This window comes from Aliikangiella marina, assembly GCF_007004765.1.
GTDB lineage: Bacteria > Pseudomonadota > Gammaproteobacteria > Enterobacterales > Kangiellaceae > Aliikangiella > Aliikangiella marina.
In genome coordinates this window covers 482,051-503,762 of the sequence record NZ_VIKR01000002.1, presented here as the reverse complement: position 1 = coordinate 503,762, position 21,712 = coordinate 482,051, and the positions used below count along the sequence as shown (strand labels likewise).

The window sequence follows — 21,712 nt, the reverse complement described above, 5'->3', positions numbered from 1 at the left end:
AATGAAAATCTTTATTACTTGTACATTTATTATATGATCAGTTTATTGTATTTCATGGTTTTGACCGACTGCGGTTAATCCAGTATTGCTTCACTTTAAATTAACTTATTGAAACCTAATGAAAATTCTCTCTCTTGTTCCTTCAATAACCGAAACATTAATAGCCTGCAACGCACATTTAATTGGTCGAACACGGTTTTGTATCCATCCCCAAGAGCAGGTGAGTCAGCTTCCTAAACTGGGCGGAACAAAGGACATTGACTGGGATAAAGTAAAAAAGTATCAACCCGATTTAGTCATTTTTGACAAAGAGGAAAATACGCTCGAAATGGCCAACACCTGTCCATTTGACTATATTGCGCTGCACATCACCAGTGTCTATGACGTCGGGCCTGAACTCGCGCGCCTCGCTAAACGCATTGATAACGAACGGCTTCATGAAATCGCTGTCCAATGGCAAGATTTGACTTCAACATCCATAACAGCGGCAAGCCTTTCGGAGGTCCCCGGCATTATCAAATGGTGGCGAAAACCGATTAAAGCCAATAAATTCGTCTACCTTATTTGGCGCAAACCATGGATGGCTATCGGCAACAATACCTTTATTCAATCCATGCTCGACTTTATTGGTTTGTCCGATTGTCGGATTCAGTTTAGCGAAAAATATCCAACTATCGATTTATCCTTACTCGACGCGGAAACACTTCTTCTCTGCTCGAGCGAGCCCTATCCTTTTGCCAAAGCGCAAGAATCAGTCGTTGATTTGGGATTTCCTTGTGCTCTTATCGATGGAGAAAAGTTTTCTTGGTACGGTCTTCGAAGCTTAACTTTTTTACAAGCGCTAAGCCAACAAGGCTCCTAAAAAGGAGTCTTGTTCTTAGTTTAAAGTAATTTAAATCGGTGAGCCCGGCGGCATCTTTGGCAACTTCACTTTTGGCTTGCCATCATCTATCTTTAAGTCTTCCAAGCGGTTCAATTGATAAGCATAAAACCCATAATAACTGGAGCGCTTTTGGACACTGGTCAATTTTCTTAGTAAGTAGTCCTTTTCTTTAAGCAGCAAACCAAATACTTGCATTTTTACGGACTGCGATACATTTTTGTCTCTTAAAAGGTTCAGTAAGTTTGAATAAATTAGATCAACTACAGACTGGTGGATTCGTGCTTCAATACCGTCGTAATTTTGCTCGATAACTTGCTGGTGTAAAATTGTTCCGATACTGTCAATTGAAGGAATCGCCGGGTCGACCGCATTCTGTTGTTCAAGTCTTGCTAATCGCTGCGGATGAAAAATAAGACCAAGAGTGTGTTGAGCTGACGCCGAAGCAAGTGCTAACTGATCAAAAGCAACGCCGGTATCACTAGGTACCGACTCACGTGTCCTGCGATAACCCGCAGGCTTAGGCAATAGGCGTTTCGCTAACAAAGGTTCTAGCGCAAGAAACTCAGGGGACAAAGACTGAAGCATTGCGCCGAGCGCTCTATCTTGTTCCGCACCGGAAACAGGTGTTGCATTGGGCACTTGATTGTTGCGCTTGGTACCATACTGATAGTTAAGGCCTCCCAGCCATTTTGCAGCTGCTTCGATTTGATATCGATGGAAATAATAAACCGGTACCAAAACTTCTTCTAATTCAGACCACGGCCGCTTTAACTTCAAATTAGCCGCGCCAAAATTATCTAGCGCTAGCTCTCTCAATTGATAAGTGCGTTGTAATTCATTAACGGCATCGGCACCATTATCCCACAAACTTGCCTTAGCATGCGCACTGCCGGGACTGCGTGAGTCTGCGTCAGCGATATAAAGTAATCCTTTTTGGGTGTTAAGTGCTGTCTGCTGATTAAGCCATGCTTCTTCGTTATCGACAGTGATATCTTGATAGCCATAAGCAATGGCTGCTTTATCCCAGGCACCTATTCCGACACCATAGGCATTATCTGCGGTAATTCGTTTACCGTTAATTTTGAACAACGGGTGTGGATAATCCATTACTGAGGCTCTGCCATAAGTGCTTGCAGCAAAGTTATGCATGAGTCCAAGCGTATGACCGACTTCATGAGCTGACAGCTGACGAATTCTCGCCAAGGCCATGTCCATCAATGCTTTGTCATTTTCCCCTTGAGCGAAAGGCGCCATCATCCCCTGTGCAATTAAGTAATCTTGACGAACTCTTAATGAACCGAGTGTCACATGACCTTTGATTATTTCCCCAGTGCGTGGGTCAACTACGCTGGATCCATAAGACCAGCCTCGAGTTGCACGATGTACCCACTGAATAACATTGTAACGGACATCCATTGGGTCGGCGTTAGCAGGCAACATTTTGACCTGAAAAGCATCTTTGTAACCGATTGCTTCAAACGCCTGATTCCACCAACGCGCGCCATCGAGCAATGCTGATTTAACCGGTTCGGGAACCCCTGGATCAAGGTAATAAATAATTGGTTCCACCGCTTCACTAACTTCCGCGTCAGGATTCTTCTTCGCCAGTCGGTGGCGACCAATATAACGTCGAGTCAAACTATCATTGATCGGTTGGCCATAATCCTGGAAGTTGATTGACCAATAACCGCTTTTCGGGTGATAAATGCGAGGCTTAAAGCCCTTTGGAGGTAAACGAACAAAACTGTGATGCATCTTTACCGTAATCGAGTAAGGATCTGGCGCAACCTGCTGCAAATAATTTCCGGGCTTTTTACCGGTTAGAGTAATGGTTGCTTCAATTTCGGTATTATCAGGGAAGGCGGTAGTGCGAGGCATGTATACTGCGGAGCGTGATTTATCGACTTTATAACCACTACCTTGCTTTAATCTTTCAAGACGTCGTCCGACGCCATGAACATCTTGCATAATGAAATCACTCGCATCAACCAACACCCAACCTTGACCACTATCAACAATCGGAAATCCCCACAAAATTGAAGAAGCGAAAGCTTGCTCCAACGCTTCGGCTTCTTTGCTATTATCAGTGGTTACTCGAAAGTCAGTTGGCTTTTGCTTGAGAAAAACCTTAGTGCCTGCTCGTTCAAAAGTCACCAGGCGAGTATTACTCAACTGACCTCGATCTAAACCAATATCATTTGAGCCTAGTCCTGACGGTAAGCTCGTTTGGTAGATTAGTTCTTGATTGAGATTGTCAATTCTCAGGTAAATTTTATCGGTTTGCTTATCGTGAATAATGCCAACAAAACCTCGATCTAACTCGTAAAGCTGCTCAAGTTCAGCCAACTTTTTTGCATGAGCATAACCTGAGATAAGTGCAAATAATGCGATCAGGTTAACAAGCGCTTTTTTCATCATTGTTATTCCTTGTCGAGGTTAGCCTTGGGGATAGCCAAAAGACCAAGCGATTAGTTACTACAATATAAATTCCTTGATATCGCAAAATCAAGGAAACAAGGCAAACTTATTGAATTTTGTTGGATTTTTCCCAATCTGTGCGGAGCAAACCATAGTCAACTTGATCGGTCCATTCGTCACCAATGAGGAAATGCGAGTAAAAATACCCTTCCTTTTGCATGCCGAGTTTTTCCATCACTCGAGAAGAGGCGATGTTCCGCGGATCGCATCGAGCGATTACCTTGTGGCAGCCAATGACTCTGAATAAATACTCAATCATTAATCGACCAGCACGAGTGGCGAGACCTTTCCCCGTATAATCGGGATTTAACCGGTAGCCTAACTCCGCCCGCTGATTGACCATATCGGTGATCTTAAAGTTCATTTCGCCAAGGGCTTTCGACTCGCCGGCCATGTTTATTACAATTCCATTCCAATAGCCTTCTTGTATTTTCCAGGGCTGACAATGTTGTTCAACCAAGTCGGTGATGCTATCAACCGAATCTGGCGGGCGAATATAACGGCAACTTTCTGGATTGCGACGATAGTACAGAATATCATCTAAATCATCTCTTCGGCATTGCCGTAAAACAATTTCGCCATCGGTGAGTTGCGGTACATCAATTAATTGACTCTCGCTAAAATTCACTTCTTTTTAACATCCTTTTTTTCATCTTCTTTCGGTTCGGTTCTCGCCGGCGAGCGAATAATCTTGCCAAAATACAAAGCATTGACAAAAACCTTGGCCGTACCCAGGAAATACCCCCTAAATACGGGGTTATCTGAGAAGCCAATCACTCGTCCATTACCCACCGCTTGCACAAAGATACTCGTTTGATTGGCGATATGATCACGGTTAGCCTGCGACATATAGCCACTGGCGAGCGGTTTATCGGTGAAACGAGCGATACTCACAAAAGCTTCTCGTGGTTCAGTAAATGCTAAATTTCCTCGTTTAAAAACGTTTAAAGCTTCACTATCTAGACCAAACCCTAACGGATGAGTCGTATCAATTTTTGCTTTAGCAATCGCTCCACCAACCACATGCTCGGCATCTGTTTGTGATTTTTTATCATAAGCGACTTCAGTATCCACCGGTTTATCAAATGTCTTAGCTTCGCTCGAAGTCCACTGCTGTTCAGTAATCCATTTGGCGCCCTGTCCATGCGCAATCATTACCCCGCCTTGTTCTAACCAACTTTTTAACTTAGCGGTCGTTGTCTCATCAAAGTTAGGATTGCTCCCGGCAATAATGATATGGCTATAATCAATTGACTTAAGCTTAGCTAGTTGCGACTTGGTCATCATCGTTAGCGTTTGTGATAATCGCTGATCGAGTAAATGCCAAATTTCACCGGCAGAGTAACTGGACATTCCCTCGCCTATGACCAGTAGCGGTTTGATCGGTTTCACCACAGGTAAACTGGGACTACCGAGGTCAATCCCATTAGTTGCTAAGCCACTTTGGATTTGCACTGGTTTAATGCGTGCCTTCTCAAGCATTGGTTTGAGTAGCGCCGCTATTGCATTTTTATCTTTGTGTTGATTTTCGAGCGGTAAAATAATGCTTCCCAAAGAAAGCTGCTGCAAACCACTGCTGGTGCGCATTTGAGTGCTTTTTGTTACGGTCTGAACGCGCAGTTTATTGGTCAATAACTGACTCAGTAGTTGCGAGGTTTGCATATTGTTCCAATCGAACGCGAGCGCTATGGTAGCCTCATCGATATTCAACTCAGAGGTCGCTTTCTGTTCGAAACTACCTTTTAAATTGTCTTCATAATCTGAACGACTGACAAAGGCATAATCCAAACCGAGGGACATCGCCATGTTCCAAGTTGAGACATCATAAAATACCTTATCCTTGAATTTGGTTCGAGTTTCAAACATCGCTTTAATTAACCGGTATTGCTTTTGGCGCAATGGGATAATGAGACTATTATCGCTGGCAAACTTTTGGCCTTTAATCGCCAAATCTTTTGCCAGCGGATAGTGATCGATATTGTGGCCAGTCAAAATTCGCGACATTTCCGCCAGACGATATTGATCTGCTGAACCAACGACAACGCCTCGATTACGATCGGCTCGCGCCAATTGCGCTGACTCATTAATAAAACCACGCTGCATCGCTTTGAGGTCAGCTTGCAAATTCTGAGCGGCTTCTATTGTCGAAAAAGACGCCGTTAATTGATTTCTAATGGTAAACGGAAAAGACAATTCACCATAACTCGACTTTTGTAGATGTCCGCGGGAGCTCGCTTGTTCGAACAATATACCGACCGAGCCATGGATGTCGGGGTAAGTTGAGCCTTTACCATAGTAAAAATCATCAAAACTTTCTTTAGTGTAATAAAGACTACCTATCTCATCTAAGGCTTTCGCATGGAACTCGGCAATCTTCGCCGTCATTTTAAAATTACTTTCAGGCGTTAAGGGATTTTGTCTTGAAGGAACACCCGGCTGAAAAAAATAAGTACTATTGGTTCCCATCTCGTGAAAGTCAGTGAGAATGTGTGGTCGCCACTTTTGAAATTGAGCGACGCGGGCTTGAGACTCAGGATGCTGTAATAGCAGCCAATCTCTGTTGAGATCAAACCAATAATGGTTTGTTCTACCACGCGGCCAGTTTTCATTATGCTCGATATTTTTGGGGTCCGGATTGAGATTTTTCGCTTTGTACATATTGGCCCAGTGCGCAAAACGCGCTAGGCCATCAGGGTTGAGCATCGGATCAATAATAATGATTTGATCGGACAAGAAAGCTAATGTCTGTTCATCATTAGCTGCAGCTAAATGATAGGCGAATAACACCGACGAGTTACTACCACTTGGCTCATTGCCATGCACACTGTATCCCATCCAGGTAACCACGGGTGTTTCAGCGGACTTTTCTCCGGACAAGTGTTGTTGTCTCAAAGTCTCTAGATTCGCCAAGTTTTCTGGAGACGACACGTAAGCCAAAATCAATGGTCGCCGCTCATGGGTATAGCCGATGACCTCTACGCGCATTCGTGGAGAACTGTCAGCCAAAGCCATGAAATAACGCTCGATTTGCTCTGGTCTAATGTGCCAATCGCCAACTTGATATCCCAAGACCGATTCCGGCGCGGGAATCGCTGGGTTGTAGGTCGCGGCGTTTGGCAGATAGTATTCCAATTCTACTGATTTGACCGCATTCGCTAAAACAATATTGGCAATGAATAAAAAAACAACAATTAACGACTTGTACATGAGGGCATTAGATCCTGGTTTTGCGTGTTTTGTTTTTATTGGTCAGATATTGATAGTCACGCCCACACCTTTCTTCAATCGAAGTGCGCGTAAAGAAAAATCAGGCTCTTAAAGACCAAACCGACGTAAAAATGCTTTCGAGCATAGGAAAAATCACCTTTTAGATCAATACTTAAACCCCTGTAGACAAAATTAGTTACGCTTTTTTGAATAGTTTACGCCAATAAAACTGATGTCTATCTACTATACGGGCTAATACCATATAAAATTTGTGGCCTTTCGGCAGCGAACTTCTGATAAAATAAACCAAATGATTGAAATTAACCGAATTTCTGATGATAACCATTACTGAATCAGCACAAACTCATTTCCAAAAACTGTTAGCTTCTCAAGAAGAGGGCACCGGAATTCGAGTCTTCGTCGTAAACCCTGGTACACCGCACGCTGAGTGTGGGGTTTCTTACTGCCCTCAAGATGCAGTCGAAAAAGACGACATTAAATTTGAATTCGAAGCATTCAATGCATATGTTGACGAAGAAAGCTCTCCTTATCTGGAAGAAGCAGAAATTGATTTTCAGACTGACGATATGGGCGGGCAACTCACCTTGCGAGCACCGAATGCAAAAGCCCGCAAAGTTGCCGATGATGCGCCAGCGGTAGACAGAATACGCTATTTGATAGAGTCCGAGATCAATCCTCAGCTCGCCAGTCATGGTGGCCAAGTATCACTAGCTGAGTTAACAGAAGAAGGCATTGCGGTTCTCCAATTTGGTGGTGGCTGTCAAGGCTGTGGAATGGCTGATGTGACGCTAAAGGACGGAATTGAAAAAACACTGTTAGAAAAGATTCCCGAAGTCACCGGCGTTAAAGATATTACTGAGCATCAATTGGGTGAAAACCCCTACTATTAATTTTGGTAAACCACCAAATTAACTCAATCAAAAGGCACCTATGGTGCCTTTTGTGTTTAATGGGCAATAAATGACTCGCGATTCGCAAAAGATTCAGATAATCTGGCAGCTCGAGAAATATTGAAAGTATCAATGCCAAAGTTAAAAGACAAACTAGAGCAGATGGCCAATACGCCAAAAGCACAATTTAAACAATTGGCAGTAGGCACGCTTGGCGCGATCGGTTCCATGGGACTATTGTGGGTGAGCAGCCAATACGAGTCTGAACTGATCTTCTACAGTTTAACAATCTGCCTAGTTGTCTGCGTGGCTTATGCGCTACCCGGTTATTTAGGGATATGGTTATGGCGAATGCGCGATACGCTTTTTAGACAAAAAAACCTTGCCGAAAAAGAATAAATTGGAATTAGCGTTACTACAGGTCAGTCAAAGGGACTTTTGAATGCATAAAATTGCCGCAAAAACAGCGATTCTTCCAGCAGCATTAATGATGGTTTTTCTGTTTTTTGGAAATGTTGACCATTCAGATAATCGGATCATTAAAGAAGCTTGGCAAACCGGACACTTTTTCCTGTTTGCAACGCTCGCGTATATCCTAACCCAGCTAGAGCCCGCAACAAAATTAAATCGCTTCAAACTTTTCGGACTAGTCGTTATTACAAGTATCATCCTCGGAATTGTAACAGAGCTACTTCAATATTTCGTCGGTCGAAGCCTTCAGCTGGAAGACCTCATCAACGATGTGGTGGGGGCCATCGCAGGATTTCTCGCGACTCAAATTGGTATTCAAAAAACATGGACTAAGAATGTTACTATGGTAGTGTTGTTTTTAGTCACTAGTATTATTGGCTTACAAAAGTTTTTAATGGTTTCCTATGATAATTATCAAGTCGCCAAAAACGCCCCGGTTTTATCTGACTTTGAAACGCCTTTTGAGCAGACTCGATGGTTACAGGCTACAACAATAAACCAAGTAACCGATGAGCAAGCTAGGAACGGAAAGTACTCGCTGAAAGTAACCTATAATTTAGAAACCTATCCTCACTCGATACTTCGTCAATTTTATAGCGATTGGCGTGGGTATCAATCCTTCAATTTTAGTGTCTACAACCCTAACTCAGAAAACGAAAAAATGTTTCTTGCCATTCAGGATATGGGACATTGGGGAATAGCCTATGGATACGATAAGCGATTCAATAAAAAGCTGGAACTCGCTCCAGGTTGGAACGACTTCAATGTTGCTCTAGAAGATATCCGTAAAGGTCCTAAAGATCGTACAATGCAACTGAGCAAAATGGTATCGGTTAGCTTTATTCTCGACAAGCCAAAAGAAGCTAAAGTATTTTATATCGATAACTTATACTTATCAAAATAGTCAAGGTGACTCGCGAACTAAGTCGAAGAAATCGAAACCAAAATAAAAAACAAATTCAAAAGTAAAAGTAAAATTAATAGTAATATTCATATCGAATAAACAATTGATTGCCCGAATCAGCAATAACTTGTCTATTGTTAGTCAGGAAGATACCACCATATTGGCTTCCTTTTTCTCCCGATTTGACTTGTAATCCAAACAATAAATTACTGACATCTGAGCTATTGAAAATCAGATTAGTTAATAATAAATGACTATCTTGGTCGAGCTCATAGATCAAATTAGTAGAAAGAGTCCAAAGAGCCTCGAGTTGTATTTGCACTCCCATGGTCAGATTTTTCTTCGCTACAGAAAAAATTTGGCCTTTTTGTAAGCGGTCGAGTAACGCAGGAGAAAGCGACTCAAGAGTAGTTGCTCGCCGATCAGCAAAACCATTTTGATAGTACTCAATGTGTCCGCTCACCGGCCTATCGAACCACTGCCAACTATATTGTATATTTAAATCGAAAGACCAGAATTCATCTTGCTCAAATTCTTGGGAAACCAAATCAAATTTCCATATTGCTTCGCCCAAGGGACCAACCAATCCAATTCCATAAGTTTTATCTTGGTAATCTTCTGCAATTAAAATTTCAGCTTGTATCTCATCAGCAAAGAATAGGTACTTTAGGGCAAACGAATCCAAATCACTTTCACGCTGACCGACTTGATTTTTGCGAGGAACCCAAAGTAATTGAAGATCAGCACCATCGCTGAATAAATACTGATAGTAAATTGCATCGATACCGGGTTTGTAACTGGTATCTTTGGCATCCGGCGAAAAGGGATTGAATAAGTCCAGTGGCTGAAACACCACACCGTTTCCCCAAGTTAAGGCTTGGCGACCTATTTTAAAAACCCAGTTTTCACTTGAATACTTTACATTCACGCGATCGATAGCATGCTGGATATAAGTCGGATCGCTCGCGCTTAAATGTTTTTCTAGATCCCAGAAAAGCTGACTCGGCGGACTCATCGATGGCGCCGAGAGAAGCGCGATATCAGTGCTGTTTTCGGCGACAAGTAAGTAATCAAGATCAACAGCCCAATTCGCCTTTTGAAAATCGATTAAACCACGAAAGTTGAACTGGTTGAGATGATAATCTTGCGCACCAGATAACGCTAGCGCACTACTAGTATCAGTTTTGGCGGCTAAGGACTGAAATTTTAATTCGCCGTTAAAGTCCACCGCTAACGCTTTTGGTAACCAGCTAGCGAGCAATAGCCAGCTAACAATCTTGAGCAACTTTGCCATCACTAATCAATATTTTTCGCTTGGTAAATTCGATCACTTGTGGATCATGTGTTGCGACAATAAAAGTTGTTTGAGACTCTTGGTTAAGTTCTGCCATAAGTTCTAATAGCGACTCAGAGGTTTTGCTGTCAAGGTTAGCTGTTGGTTCATCTGCAAGTATAATTGACGGATTACTGACTAAAGCTCTTGCCACTGCGACTCGTTGTTGCTGTCCTCCAGAGAGTTCTGCCGGTTTACGCTCGCCCATATCTGCAATCCCCACCCGTCCTAAAATCTCATGAGACAGCTCTCTTCTCCGCTCAGCCGGAACGCCCTGTAATTGCATAATAAACTCTACATTTTCATAAGCGGTCAATACAGGAATTAAATTATAAGCTTGAAAGACAAAACCGATCTTAGATAAACGTAAATCAGCCAAGCCATTTTTATTCATGCCTGATAAATCATCGCCATCCACCTCGACATAACCCGAAGAAACACTATCGAGGCCCCCTATCATGTTTAACAATGTGGTTTTACCGGATCCCGACGCACCCGCCAAGGACACAAACTCTCCTTGAAAGATATCTAAATCGACGCCACGAAGAGCTTCAACCTTAACTTCACCTTGCTGATAAATTTTCCATACGTCTTTACAAATAACGATCGGTTTATCCAATTTTTTCCTACCTTAAAAAGTTAATTCGTTGCTCGAGATAATACATCGACTGGAACATTGCGTGCCGCTTTTATTGCTGGATATAAACTAGCTAGAACCCCCAAAAACATTACAAGTACACCAATGTAAGAAACCTCACTCCAATCTAACTCGGGATAAACAACTTGTGCAGCACCGAAATAACTGGCGCCTACACCTAAATCGAGTCCTCCTTCGAAAGCAATAACAATCAAAATTCCAGCGATAAGTCCGGCAGCTGTTGCTACCGCCATCATAAAAGTCGACTCAAATAAGATCTGAAGCAATAACCATCGTGTTTTCATTCCCAATGCTTGAAAAAGACCGAACTCTCTCATTCGTTCGAATACGGCCATAAGGAGCGTGTTGATTAAACCAAAGGAAACCACTGTAAAAGAAACCAGTATCCAAATTAAAATCGAACCATCACTCATTTCGATCATCGCTTTGGTAAAGGGTTGTAGCTCATCCCACGCTTGAATATCAAGTTCGGAGTTTTCGTTTCTTAATCGCTGAACAAAACCAGCGATTTGTTCGCGCGATTGCAACTTAAATGTGACTTCAGAAATATCACTGCCGATGCCAAGTAAAGCTTGCGCCGATTGAATGCTTATAAAAACATTAAATTTTTCAATCCCTGGTTGGCTGGTGAAAATACCCACAACACGATAGCCCCGCTCGCTGATTGAGCCATCTTGATGCTGACTCATCAATACAACGCGACGACCAAGTTTAGTTTGCAATCTATCGGCGAGCTTTTTGCCAAGAATAATCCCCTTGTCAGCATTACTCTCTAAATACCGCCCATCAATAATTGCCTCGCTAATAAAAGACAATCCTTTTTCTTGTGCAGGCTGAATTCCTAGTAGTTCAACTGGCGAGTTTTCTCGCTCACTTCTTATCATCGCCGGCACTCTCACTCGGTCAGCGCGGTGAGTGACCTCTGCTGAATTTAAATGATTCGCAATCGAGCCTGGGATAGCCTTTATCCGATAGTCGATATTGGGATCATCTAAATATTGAAGCGCGTGTATTTGTCCATGCCCGGTCAAATTATTGATGGTTTCGACGATAGTCGCACTGGACCAAGCTCGCATAAAAGCCCCTAGTACGACCATTGACATCACCGCAACAAAAATCGCTAACATGGTTAATAAGGAACGACGTTTATTACGCCATAGATTACGCCAAGCGAGTGGAAGTATCAGTGACATTGATCGGCCAAATCTCGACTGACTGTTTTGATTGAGTTGCTGCGCGCTCATCAGACAGACCTCATCGCGGGTATGATTTCGAGGCGATGAATACGAAAGCCAGGATAGGCACCCGCAATCGCAAGACAAAGTCCAATAACTAAGGGGCCCACCAACAGCGAGATTGCATTAAGTAAAGGATAGATAGTTGGATCTAAACCAAATTGCTCAAACACCACGTCAGCCCCAGTAAAAGTAATTCCCGTGACTTGGTAATAATAAGTGACTACAGCCCCAATAATTAATCCAGAACAAACCCCTAATAGCATGACAAATATCGATTCTACCCAGATAATTTTGCCCAGTAGATTCGCTTTAACACCTAACGCCATCATCATTCCAAATTCTCGAGTTCGCTCTAAAACTGACATCAAGCTACTGTTTAGTAATGAGAAAACAATGACTAAAATTAAAATGATATACATCGCTAAAGCCGAGCTTATATCAAGCTTGATTGCGTCGACGATATCCGGTTGTAAGGCTTGCCAATCGCGCAAAACTAAATCTCGTTCCTGTAGATAACGTTTCAAAGAATCAGGATAACTGCGCATTAAGCTTTTCTCGCCGTTGATCAGCACCAAAGCATGCACTTGGTTTTCCATCGAAAATGTTTCGGAGAAACGTTCATAGTGCATTTGCGCTAGTTGTCGGTCGAGCTCCTTAATACCCGAGGAAAAAATACCAATCAGTTGAAGACTATCTGCCGCAAGCGAACCATCTTTTCCAGTACCGAGTAGTGTGACTTTGTCCCCTACTTTAAGCTGCAGGTTTTTGGCAAGTACGCTGCCCAGAATAATTTCGTTGACACTTTCACTCGTTACTTCAGCGGATAAATAACGACCCTGCTTGATATTTTTGGGGATTGTTGAGATTAACTTTTCTTTCTCTGGCTCAACACCAATAATTTGTAAACCATAACTTCGCTCTTCGCTTGATACTAAGGCAAAGCTGTTTCCTCGCTTGGCTAGCTGGCTGTCTGGAATTTCTTGCTTTACGGTCTGATAGAGTTCGTCTTTTGGCAGAAAACTGGTTCTCATGGATGGCGAATCCAAATAGGCAGATTTTTGAATTTGCGCAGTCCCATCAATAATACCAATCGCTGCATCTACCATCGCCTGATAGCTACCAATTTGTAGCGCCGGTAAAAAAACCAGTAAGCCGCAGGTCAACATCACAGCAATAGCACTTAATAGAGTTCTACGCGGTTGTCGCCAAATATTTCGCCAGGCTAATGAAACTATCATTTAATCGATACTCCATGGCCGCGGATTTCTGAGATTGGAACGAGTAAAAATATAATTGGGTAGTTGTATATTAAAATAAGCCTCATGTGTTTCGACTTGCGTCCATCGGTCTTCCTCATCAAAATTAATCATTCTCATAATGACGGGATAAAGCCGACCACCGATTTTATCAATTTTCAGTGTTCTCATTTCCTTTACCGGCTGCATTGACTGATCATAGAACCTTTCAAGAATTAAAATTTTATCTTCTCGTATCACCAGCAATTCTTTCCCCCAAACGACCGGTGCATCTGATTTAGGAATAGCTTCAATCGTATATTGTTTGACCCCTGCGACGATTTCAGCCTTTATTAGTGTTAAATCATAACTGGTCAACAGTTGATCAGACTTTGCAAGATCGTTATAAGAAAAATCGCTCCCCATCCATGATTGAGTCATCATACTTGCGGGTAATTTAATCACTTGATTAAGCTTAGGCGTATACATCCACATATCATTATCAAGTTTAAGCGTTGCGTTACCGGCATCTTTAACTGGCTCAACAAAACGAATTAGGGCGTCTTTTTCGCCTTTCGTCCAATTATGCATTTTCATCGTGCGCTGCCAGTCGGGCCGATGAATTGTCATTGACACTTCACCATAAGAGCTCATCCCACGCCACTGATCAAAAGCAGACTTAACGAGTTGATAGGGGTCAATTTTGTCATTCGCAGCGACCTCTACAGTCATTTTTTCGACCGCAAAGGCACTAGCCGGGAACAAGCAAACGAGCCAAAAGAGGACCTGGCTATACCTTTTAATTCGACCAATATTTTTAATTTGACGAATGCTTTTAATAAACCAATGACTGAACTGTACAACCTGACAAGTGAGATACATTGATATTTTCCCTAGTCGCAAAAATGATTCGAGCACACGTCATCTTGATACCAGACATCTCAAATGAGTATTTCGGATTTTCTATCGAAATCAGCGCAAAATCATCATATAGTGTATTATAGGAACGAACAACTGAAGCCAAAGGTTCGATTGATTTCGGTCAAGTTGTTGAAATAAATTTGTCCATAAAAATTCTATTTATGCGGGGATAGGTTAAATGTCTTGGGATTGGTTAAACACAATTGTGATGAAACTACCCTTTCAATTTCTTGATTACGTTGTGATCAGCCTCAACCTACTGATATTTCTTTTCGCAAGATACATCATTAATCGTTCCCCAAAAGCTTCTAAAAACACGACCGCTAGAAATCGTATGCTAGGTCTAAGAGCGATTAATTTAGCACTATTTTCGATTTACCTCTTTGCAGCAATCGTTGATTTCCTATTCAAAATTGAGATCACTCACTTGCAGCAAATCTCACAAACTGGACTCACCATTCTTATCTCATATATCGTTCTTCATTACGTACAAGGTTGGATTGTGTATCGATTTGGTAAAGTTAAAGAAATCGATGGTGAAAAAGTTCATGGCGAATCCTATGCCAGCGAAATAATTGGCCTCATCGGCCTAATACTGGTTGGCTCAATTGCCATACTGGTCATTATCAATGTATGGGAGCTTAACAACTGGTTACAAGCAACTTCCGTTTTAGGCGGAGTTTTACTGATCTTGTTTGCGTCTAAAGATTACTTTCTGGGCGACATGATTAACGGACTAGTGATGCACTACAATCACAGTGTTGAGGCCGGTTCAGTGATTCGTGTTAAAGAGTTTGAGTTAGTTGGCGTAGTATTACAAATCACCCTTTCCCAAACCATTATTCGCGATTTAGTACAAAAACATGAGGTCACTATTCCTAATACAAAATTACGGAATGCGACCGTCGAGACAATTTCAAATTGCGGAAAAAATGGATTTAGAGATTATCTTGATTTTAAAATAGGTTATGACCAATCCCCAGAAACGGTACAAACATTCCTTGAAACCGTTTTTCAACAAGCCGCAGATAAGGAAGCCGGGATCAACGAAGAAGCAAAACCCAAAATCGTCGTAGTTGAAAATGGTGATCATGCGGTTACCTGGCGACTCCTCTATTATGTTAAAAATCCATACCGGATGCTTGATGCTCGAAATACGGTCCAAACTATTGCTTTTGAGTTGAGTCAACAAGAAAAAGTTGGCTTAAATACGCCAGTTACTCACCAAATTCTCAGCGGTATTGTTAGCAGCTAAGCAACCTAATACGCTGACAATTTTAAAAATTTGAACTAGTCTTAGTGAGTTAATCACTCGCGCAAAGCTATCCATGTCCCGAAGAACAATATTTTTCGAAATAAAAAACTTTACCTTAATCATTATTGGCGCTTGCCTGATTGCGATCGGGGTCAGTTTTTTCTTACTACCAGCTGAGATTGCCACCGGTGGTACCCCGGGGATGTCCATGCTTGTTCACTTTATCAGCGGTGTTCCGACTGGGATTGCAATGCTATTAATTAACATTCCGCTCTTGGCCGCAGGCTTTAAATTTATTGATCTACCTTTTGCTACTCGAAGTATCGTTTCGATGCTTCTAACGGCTCTGTTGATAGATCTTTTAAACAACTATGCAGAATTTCCAAAAATTAGCAGTATGTTACTTTCTACACTCTATGGGGGTTCAATAATTGGTGCGGGGGCAGGACTTATTCTCAAAGGCAATGCATCCGCTGGTGGAACGATGATAATTGCAAGAATTGTGGCTAGCTTTTCGCAAGTCAAGCCAGCTCAAACTATTCTCATAGTTGATGCGACAATCATCGTTGCGATTGGCTTTATTTTCAAAGACATGGAAAGAGTGTTATGGAGCATGCTCAGTATTTACGCCACAACTCAAATCATTGACAAAGTTATCACGGGTGCTGTCAAAGAAAAAATTATTCATATTGTCTCCGATAAAACGTCAGATATCGGTAAAGCGATAGCCACCGAGCTGGGCCGTGATGGAACTATAATCAACGGCCAAAACTTAACTCAAGAGAGTGACAAAACCATTTTATTTGTCGTAATCAGCGCTAGAAGAATTCCTCAACTTCGCAAACTCGTACTTAATATCGACGATTCAGCTTTGATGATTGTGATGGAAGCTTCTGAAATGATGGGTACAAGCCAGCGCTTCCTCATTAGTGAGAAGCAATCCTAACCAACCTTTCCCGGTTTGCTCAACAATTGCATTTCATAGCGACACGAGTGAGTCTATGAAGAGATCAAAAAAAGGCGCACGATGAGTGCGCCTTTGGATAGACAATCATATCATTAATGCAGTTTTCTCATTCGACTAGCCGCAAGTAATAGTAACAACAAATAGTATAAACTTCCGCCACCCGAACACCTGGTTCCTGAACCAGATTCAGATGCGGTATCATTATCGATAATCGTTATGGTCGCTGTTGCCGGAGCAACTACGGTAGTATTGACAGGATTTAACAACGAAACAATGATCGTTTCATTCACCTCATCTAGACTATCTTCATTAATAGTAATTGAAACTGACTTACTGGTTTCTCCATCGGCAAAAAATAACGTTCCATCTTGACTGGTGTAATCAGAGTTAAATCCAGCTGTTCCATCAGTAAATTCATAATCAATACTAATATCGCCAAAACTACCATCAACCCGCACTACGGTGATTTCTATGCTACCAGCATCCTCATTTACTGAATAACTCGCACCACTCAGTTGTACATTTCCTGAAGCAGGCACGGCTTCATCTTCAACAATGGTTACCGTAGCTTGCGAAGGCGCGCCGATAGTTGCATCGCCAATAAGGTTAGCGAGTGATAAATTAAAGTTTTCATCACCTTCATAAATCACATCATCGATTAAGCTAATGCTCACGGTCTGACTAATTTCGCCATCAAGGAAAGTAACGTTAGTATCCGTTGCATCAAAATCAATCCCATTGGTGGCGGTACCATCGGTGACAATAACATCAACACTGATATCCCCGAAATTTCCATTCACCCGAGTTATTGTAACTAACAAATTAGTCGCATTTTCATCAACTTGATAACTAGCGCCACTGAATTGAAGTACGCCGGCAGGTGGGACAGGATCATCCTCATTAAGACTAATCGTGGTAATAGTTACGTCGCCTAACTCGGTATCTATTGCATCGCTCAAAGCGAGTGTAAAGTTTTCTTCACCTTCATAGGTTGTATCATCGGTTAACGTAATCGTAACCGATTTACTGATCTCACCATCAGCAAAATTAACGCGCTGATTTACGCCGACATAATCTTCTCCGGCAATCGCAGTTCCATCAACAGAAGAAACGTCGACGCTCACTTCGCCAAAATCTCCACCCGTTCTAACAATGTTGACTACCAAAGAAGCACTATTCTCATCGACTGAGTATGTTGAAGACTCGAAGGATACAACACCCGCAGGTGGCATCGGCTCGTCATCAGTGATCGTTACTACATGTTGATTTAAACCGATCGTTGCATTTCCAGTTGGATTCGATAAATTAATATTGAAGCTCTCATCCGATTCAAAAATACTATCATTGACCAAGTCGATTTGAATCGACTGACTGGTGACTCCATCTGCAAAGTTGACAGTCTCGCTCAACACAGTGTAATCACTGCCGGCAACAGCAGAGTCATCACTCGTGGCCACCGCAACGCTCACTTCGCCGAACTCTCCACCAGTGCGTATAAGATTGACAAGAACAAATCCGCCATCTTCAGCTGTCGCCGTTGTTGCAGATTCGAATGCTATTTCTCCCGCCGGTGGAACGGGATCATTTTCAGCAATGGTGACTAATGCTTCATCGGTAGCACCAATGGTTGCGTCACCACCTTGAACGTTTGATAAGTGAATAACAAAGTTTTCATCGCCTTCATAAATTGAATCATCGGTGATTTCAACTTGAAAAGATTTTTCAGTTTCGCCATCAACAAAACTTAATGTCCCAGCAGCGAAAGTGTAATCGATTGAAGCTGTGGCGCTTCCATCAGTCGTTGCGAAATCGACAGAAGCATTCCCATATTCACCGTCCGTTCGAGTGACCGTTACCGTTAAACTAAGTGCATCCTCTGCAACGCTCAAAGTTGACGCCGTAAAATTGAATTCACCAGAAGGTGGATAAGGAGTTGGGTCACTATTATCACCAATTCCATCACCGTCAGAGTCTTGCCACTCGGAACCATCGGTCGGAAAACTATCGGCTCCATCTTCAACGCCGTCACCATCAGAATCGGCATTAGTCGGGTCGGTTCCCGCATCTTCTTCTTCGCCGTTAGTCAGGCCATCGTTGTCAAAATCGTCATTGGGATCGTAACCTGTAATCGTGTCGGTCGCCTCGCTCGCCACGGTTTCGTCGTTACCTTGAAGATCAGTATAACTCGCTTCAACGACCAAACTATTACCGGCATCATCCGCGACCAACGTATAGGAAAGCCCTGTGCCAACTTCTGTTGCCCCTCGCTTCCAGGAATAACTGATCGTCCCAAGTCCATCAGCATCGGTTAAGTCATTAGTTGCTGTTAATGTTTGACCCTCGAGTAGCGCACCTTCGATAGATACTGAGCCGTTAGGTAAATCATTGACAGGGGTTACAGTGACATTTACAGTGATCGTCTCGACACCACTATTTCCATCATCAATCTGTACGACAAAGCTATCACTACCATTAAAATTTTCATTTGGTAGATAATTTATCGCTTTACTTACGCCAAGTCCTGACACTGTCGCCGCGCCATTAGCCGCGGCAGTCTCAATAGACCAAGAAAGGGAATCGTTATTGTTATCGACTGCATTTAAGGTCAACGCAAATGCGGTAGGCGCATTGTCTTCATCCATCAAGACTGTTACTGGGGAAGCTTCAATAAAGCTTGGCGCATCAGCGATGGTTATTTTGGTGAGCGCAAAATTATCATTTTCTTTTGCACCGGTGAATAAAGTACCGTTTTGGTAGGGAAGCCCTTTTAGTCGCGATGAAGCACTGTAGTTTGTAGCTAATGTAAAAACTCCATTGGTCGCAAAGTTTGCATCAATGCTGCCATCATTTTGAATGCGCATTAATTTCAAATCATAGCCAGTACCATTAAAACTATTAGCCATGTATAGATAGCTTCCATCAGCCTGCTGAATCACATCGCCTGCAAAGTCAGATTGGCTACCAAGCGTCTGTTTGACAATGCCATCGTTATCAAACGATGAATCTAAACTTCCATCCGAATTAAATCGCAATAATCCAACATCATAACCATTCGATGCGGTATTGTAGTATGCGGAGATAACAATTTTGCCATCGTCCTGAAGCATTAACCCGACGGGATCATTATACCCCGTGTCGTCAGCGCGGACATAGACGATGCCATCTGCATCGAAGCTAGTATCAAGGCTACCATCAGTATTGTAGCGGACTAAGGTAATATTGTAGAACGCAGCATCTTCACTGGTCCCAGCAACAATTAACTTACCATCAGATTGTTGTACGATATTGTAACCATAAGAATCAGCCAGCCCTGCGGGCGTTGTCACAATACCATCGCTATCGAAAGTCGTATCCAAGCTTCCATTCGAGTTATACCGAGCAACAAAAACTTCGCTCACAGAACTCAGATTATCAGCGTAGCCAACAACGACAATTTTACCATCAGTTTGCTCTAGTACAGAATAAAGGTAGTCATTTGAAGTACCAATTGCAGTCGATAAAACACCGTCGTTATCAAATGTCGTATCTAAACTACCGTCGCTATTAAAACGCGCAAGACCGATATCGCGATTGCCTGCTACTTCAACGTTACCTGCGGCTAATATTTTACCGTCTTGGGTTTCGATAACCGCTTGGATCCGATCGTTAGTTCCGCCAATAGTGGTTGTAACTGTCCCTTGTACGCCAAATGATTCATCTACGCCACCGTCACTGTGAAGACGAGTCATTGCAAATTCGTGCTCACCAGAAATTGCCACAGAGCCCGCCATGATAATTTGACCTGAACTCAGCTGAACTAATACTTCGGGGGTGTCTTGTGAGTTACTAAATGACGATATCGCTAGCCCATCACCATCGAGTTGTGAATCTAAACTGCCATCTTCGTTAAATCTAATCAGGGCAACATCAGTATTGGTATTGTTTCGAATGACACCGGCAACCGTAATTTGATTATTGGCATTTTCAAATAACGCGGAGCCCTCAGAGTAGACCGAACCAGCGGCTATCACATGGTAACCATCATCACTGAAGGTCGAATCTAAACTACCATTTGAGTTATAGCGAAATACCGCGAAATCGACTTCCGCCTTAGTCGCATCATAGACATTACCCGTACCAATGATTTTGCCATCAGCTTGCAGCGCTAGATCCCAAATATCGTCTTCTTGATTACTGATGTTAGTGACTAACATCCCATCCGTGTCAAAACTAGAATCCATACTTCCATCAGCATTGAAGCGGACTAACGCAATTGAAATTTCTGCGTCAGCGTCCCAGGTACCAGACATTAATACTTTGTCTTCACCATCTAACAGAGCAGCGCTTGGATAAAATTGAGAATCATCATTAACAAACGCAACAGCAATCCCATTTGTTCCGTAAGAGGTATCGAGTGAGCCATCACTATTTAATCGGATTACCGCGGCGTCACCATAACCATTACCTTCTGACTCGGTGTACCCTGCCAAGATGATTTGACCGTTGCTGAGTAGCATCGCTTCCTGAGCAAAATTAGACGCGCTACCGATATCTAAAGTATAAATACCATCGCCGTCAAAAGTAGTATCCAGACTACCATCGGTATTCAGTCGAACAGCCGCAAAATCATCACCACCGTCTCCTGCAATGATTAACTTGCCATCAGTCTGCTGAATAACTGAATTAGCAAAATCAATACCGCCAGAAACATCGATTTCTGCAGCACCGTCAGTATCGAATGAAGTGTCCAGTGAGCCGTCAGTATTGTATCTGACGACTAAAAAGTCGAAGGAAGTGTTTAGGGTTTGTCCAGCGACAACAAGCTTACCATCAGACTGCTGGACGATACTGAAAGCGGCGTCGTTGGCGCTGAGATTTGTCACAACAATTCCGCCATCGCCAAAGCTGGTATCAAGACTGCCATTGGTATTGTAGCGCCACAAGCCCACTGAGTTTCCAGCACTACCAGCGGTAACAATCTTGCCATCGGCCTGTAATACCGTGGCCTCTGCAAAGCTATTTCCGGAACTCACTAGGTTAGTTCTCAACCAACCGTTATCACCAAAGCTTGAATCTTGTTGAACATCAGCCGAAACGCTGAAACTAGAAATGAATACTGCTAAAACTGCTTTATTCTTCAAAAGGTTAGCCAACTTCCTGTTGGTAAGAATCCTTCTTAACATTACTACTACTCCAATACTGCTTTTACTTCCAGAGCAACCTACCAAAGACACTCCGACTACTGGCGCCGTATTATGCACAAGTTTTAATC

General features: G+C 42.6%; 15 protein-coding genes. 6 read left to right on the top strand and 9 right to left on the bottom strand.

Annotated elements, in window-relative coordinates:
* The first annotated feature begins 118 nt into the window (after positions 1-118).
* Positions 119-862: a helical backbone metal receptor gene (locus FLL45_RS08570; protein ID WP_142941604.1), complete on the top strand. Its 744-nt coding sequence runs from the start codon at positions 119-121 to the stop codon at positions 860-862.
* 30 nt (positions 863-892) lie between these two features.
* Here FLL45_RS08570 and FLL45_RS08565 read toward each other — a convergent pair whose 3' ends face one another.
* The 3 genes from FLL45_RS08565 to FLL45_RS08555 form a co-directional block, all read right to left on the bottom strand.
* Positions 893-3,301: a zinc-dependent metalloprotease gene (locus FLL45_RS08565; RefSeq protein WP_142941603.1), complete on the bottom strand. Its 2,409-nt coding sequence runs from the start codon at positions 3,299-3,301 to the stop codon at positions 893-895.
* Between the two features lie 106 nt (positions 3,302-3,407).
* Positions 3,408-3,989, bottom strand: coding sequence for a GNAT family N-acetyltransferase (locus FLL45_RS08560; protein WP_142941602.1), 582 nt, complete (start codon positions 3,987-3,989; stop codon positions 3,408-3,410).
* Positions 3,986-6,568: a M14 family metallopeptidase gene (locus FLL45_RS08555; protein ID WP_142941601.1), complete on the bottom strand. Its 2,583-nt coding sequence runs from the start codon at positions 6,566-6,568 to the stop codon at positions 3,986-3,988. Before FLL45_RS08555 ends, FLL45_RS08560 begins: the two co-directional genes overlap by 4 nt.
* A 335-nt stretch (positions 6,569-6,903) precedes the next feature.
* Here FLL45_RS08555 and nfuA point away from each other — a divergent pair, with 335 nt between their 5' ends.
* The 3 genes from nfuA to FLL45_RS08540 all read left to right on the top strand — a co-directional run bounded on the left by nfuA (position 6,904) and on the right by FLL45_RS08540 (position 8,854).
* Positions 6,904-7,479, top strand: coding sequence for a Fe-S biogenesis protein NfuA (gene nfuA, locus FLL45_RS08550; protein WP_142941600.1), 576 nt, complete (start codon positions 6,904-6,906; stop codon positions 7,477-7,479).
* Positions 7,480-7,611: 132 nt separating this feature from the next.
* Positions 7,612-7,878 (top strand): hypothetical protein, encoded by a 267-nt coding sequence (locus FLL45_RS08545; protein WP_142941599.1) that lies wholly within the window; start codon positions 7,612-7,614, stop codon positions 7,876-7,878.
* Positions 7,879-7,921: 43 nt separating this feature from the next.
* On the top strand, positions 7,922-8,854 hold the full coding sequence (locus FLL45_RS08540; protein ID WP_142941598.1) for a VanZ family protein: 933 nt from the start codon (positions 7,922-7,924) through the stop codon (positions 8,852-8,854).
* A 73-nt stretch (positions 8,855-8,927) separates the two neighbouring features.
* Here FLL45_RS08540 and FLL45_RS08535 read toward each other — a convergent pair whose 3' ends face one another.
* From FLL45_RS08535 to FLL45_RS08515, 5 genes are read right to left on the bottom strand one after another with little or no spacing between them, the layout of a single operon-like run.
* On the bottom strand, positions 8,928-10,148 hold the full coding sequence (locus FLL45_RS08535; RefSeq protein ID WP_142941597.1) for a hypothetical protein: 1,221 nt from the start codon (positions 10,146-10,148) through the stop codon (positions 8,928-8,930).
* Entirely contained in the window at positions 10,123-10,806 is a 684-nt protein-coding gene (locus tag FLL45_RS08530; protein ID WP_210247143.1) for an ABC transporter ATP-binding protein, read from the bottom strand. Before FLL45_RS08530 ends, FLL45_RS08535 begins: the two co-directional genes overlap by 26 nt.
* A gap of 20 nt (positions 10,807-10,826) precedes the next feature.
* Positions 10,827-12,089 carry an ABC transporter permease gene (locus FLL45_RS08525; protein WP_142941596.1) on the bottom strand — a complete coding sequence of 421 codons (1,263 nt, stop codon included), beginning with the start codon at positions 12,087-12,089 and terminating at the stop codon, positions 10,827-10,829.
* Positions 12,089-13,321: an ABC transporter permease gene (locus FLL45_RS08520; RefSeq protein ID WP_142941595.1), complete on the bottom strand. Its 1,233-nt coding sequence runs from the start codon at positions 13,319-13,321 to the stop codon at positions 12,089-12,091. The genes FLL45_RS08525 and FLL45_RS08520 overlap by 1 nt, the downstream gene beginning before the upstream one ends.
* The gene (locus tag FLL45_RS08515; protein WP_142941594.1) at positions 13,322-14,200 is read right to left on the bottom strand and encodes an outer membrane lipoprotein-sorting protein; all 879 of its coding nucleotides are present in this window, start codon (positions 14,198-14,200) and stop codon (positions 13,322-13,324) included.
* A gap of 217 nt (positions 14,201-14,417) precedes the next feature.
* Between FLL45_RS08515 and FLL45_RS08510 the strand changes: the two genes are divergently transcribed.
* Together FLL45_RS08510 and FLL45_RS08505 are read left to right on the top strand one after the other, a co-directional pair.
* Positions 14,418-15,494: a mechanosensitive ion channel domain-containing protein gene (locus FLL45_RS08510; protein WP_142941593.1), complete on the top strand. Its 1,077-nt coding sequence runs from the start codon at positions 14,418-14,420 to the stop codon at positions 15,492-15,494.
* A 73-nt stretch (positions 15,495-15,567) separates the two neighbouring features.
* On the top strand, positions 15,568-16,440 hold the full coding sequence (locus FLL45_RS08505) for a YitT family protein (protein WP_142941592.1): 873 nt from the start codon (positions 15,568-15,570) through the stop codon (positions 16,438-16,440).
* A 113-nt stretch (positions 16,441-16,553) separates the two neighbouring features.
* On the opposite strand, the gene FLL45_RS08500 is transcribed toward FLL45_RS08505, so the two are convergent.
* A complete protein-coding gene (locus FLL45_RS08500) occupies positions 16,554-21,623 on the bottom strand; it encodes a Calx-beta domain-containing protein (protein ID WP_142941591.1) in 5,070 nt (1,689 codons plus the stop codon).
* Positions 21,624-21,712 lie beyond the last annotated feature (89 nt).